This is a genomic window from Mesobacillus sp., from assembly GCF_049588175.1.
In the GTDB taxonomy this organism is placed as follows: Bacteria; Bacillota; Bacilli; order Bacillales; family Cytobacillaceae; genus Mesobacillus.
Genome location: NZ_JBAVFI010000509.1, coordinates 1 through 1,833, shown reverse-complemented (window position 1 = coordinate 1,833; position 1,833 = coordinate 1). Strand labels below are relative to the sequence as shown.

The following is a 1,833-nucleotide window of genomic DNA, read 5'->3' as shown; positions in this document are numbered from 1 at the left end:
ATATAGGACTCTATATCATATTCAAACTTTTTGGCTGCCTTTTCCTTTACCTCTGCATACCTATTTGCCTCTTTTGGATGCTCCCGCAAATAATCTCGGAAGACCAAATGCCGATGCAATTCAGGATTGCCTTTTTCGTAGGAATGCAAATGCACCTTCCTGATGCCATTTTCATCACTTTTTTGAAAATAGCGCCTGCCTGGGATTCCGTTCTCTCCTTTAGCCTCATACCCGGCAGCCACAATTTGTGGTGTTGCCTGTTCTACTTCTGCCAGCTTATCGGCAGCCAGAAGAATGTCAATGATTGGCTTTGCGCTTAGACCTGGCACCGATGTACTGCCTATATGGTGAATGTCTACAACAAGCGGTTGAAAAATGTTCGCAAGGAGATGCTTCTCTTTTTCGAAAAGATCTTTCCATTCATTTTGATATGGTACTACGTCTACTCTTCTTCTTGTCATTTGAATTTCTTCCAATCCATTTCACTTTCTGAAAGCAGCTCTTCAAATGATTTGTTTTTTTCTCTTAAGCGCTTTTCTTCTTTTTTGCGCTGGATCTCAGCCTGTTTTTTCTGTTCTTCCTGTTCCTTTAAATCCTTTTGCTGGGCTTTGAGCTTTTCCATGATATCCTGATTAAGCAGATCACCCAACGTTGCTGGTTTATCCTCTTTTTTCACTGGCTGCTGACGATTTTGTTTCTTTTTCTTCACTTTCAATCCCTCTGTTCTTTATTATTGGCTCTGTTAAACACGGCTGTTGATTTTCGTTCCAGCAATACCCTTTAACACAGCCTATTTTTTTAAGATTATACCATCGAATTCTATCAAATTAAATTAGAGCGGTTTGCTTGCATATTTTTATGTTCAACTTATGAACAAAGCTGCGTACTAGTAAATTCAGGTTTCTTACTGCTGAATTGTTTGCAAAAAGAAGGAACGCCTATTGGAAGACGTCCCTGCTTTGTTTAATATGCATCTAAAACGACTGAATCATCTACCTGCAATTCAGGCTCCGTTGAATTGATAACATCCTCTACAGTATAGCCTGAGGCTACTTCGATTAGCTTTAGTCCGAATGGTGTTACATCAATTACAGCCATATCGGTAATGATGCGGTTGACCACACCTTTTCCTGTCAATGGAAGGCTGCAATCTTTTAAAATCTTGGCTTCTCCGTTTTTATTTACATGTTCCATGATCACGATGATTTTACGTGCTCCGTGGACAAGATCCATTGCGCCGCCCATTCCCTTGATCATTTTCCCAGGAATCATCCAGTTAGCCAGATCACCAGATTCTGAGACTTCCATGCCGCCGAGGATGGCAATATTGATATGGCCGCCGCGGATCATCGCAAATGACTCTGCTGAGTCAAAGTATGCGGAACCTGGTATCGCTGTTACCGTTTCTTTTCCTGCATTAATCAGGTCAGGATCAACACTCTCTTCAGTCGGATATGGCCCAATACCGAGCAAACCGTTTTCAGACTGCAGGACAACCTCCTTATCTTCGGTAATGAAGTTAGCAACAAGTGTTGGCATCCCAATTCCTAGGTTTACATAAAAACCGTTCTCGATTTCTTTTTCAGCGCGGCGCGCAATTTTCTCACGAACATTCCCTTTGTTTTTAATCATATGCCTTCTCCTTTCATGATCAGCCAGAGTTAACTTCTTACTGTCAGTCTTTCAATCCTTTTCTCCTGATTACCTTCAATCAGTGACTGGACATAAATGCTTGGAGTATGGATAGAGTTTGGATCTAATTCGCCCGCTTCATAAAGATTTTCCACCTCGGCAATTGTTACTCTTCCAGCAGCAGCGATCATAGGGTTAAAG

Annotated in this window: 4 protein-coding genes; all 4 read right to left on the bottom strand. The window is 41.5% G+C overall.

From position 1 onward, the window contains the following. The coding region (locus WB217_RS12495) for a GrpB family protein (RefSeq protein ID WP_423993546.1) at positions 1-461 on the bottom strand (461 nt) is incomplete at its 3' end. Next, the gene (locus WB217_RS12490) at positions 458-709 is read right to left on the bottom strand and encodes a YqkE family protein (protein WP_423993545.1); all 252 of its coding nucleotides are present in this window, start codon (positions 707-709) and stop codon (positions 458-460) included. The genes WB217_RS12490 and WB217_RS12495, both read right to left, overlap by 4 nt. 254 nt (positions 710-963) lie before the next feature. After that, a complete protein-coding gene (locus tag WB217_RS12485) occupies positions 964-1,632 on the bottom strand; it encodes a CoA transferase subunit B (protein WP_423993544.1) in 669 nt (222 codons plus the stop codon). Between the two features lie 29 nt (positions 1,633-1,661). Further along, a partial coding sequence (locus WB217_RS12480) for a CoA-transferase (protein ID WP_423993547.1) occupies positions 1,662-1,833 on the bottom strand: 172 nt, incomplete at its 5' end.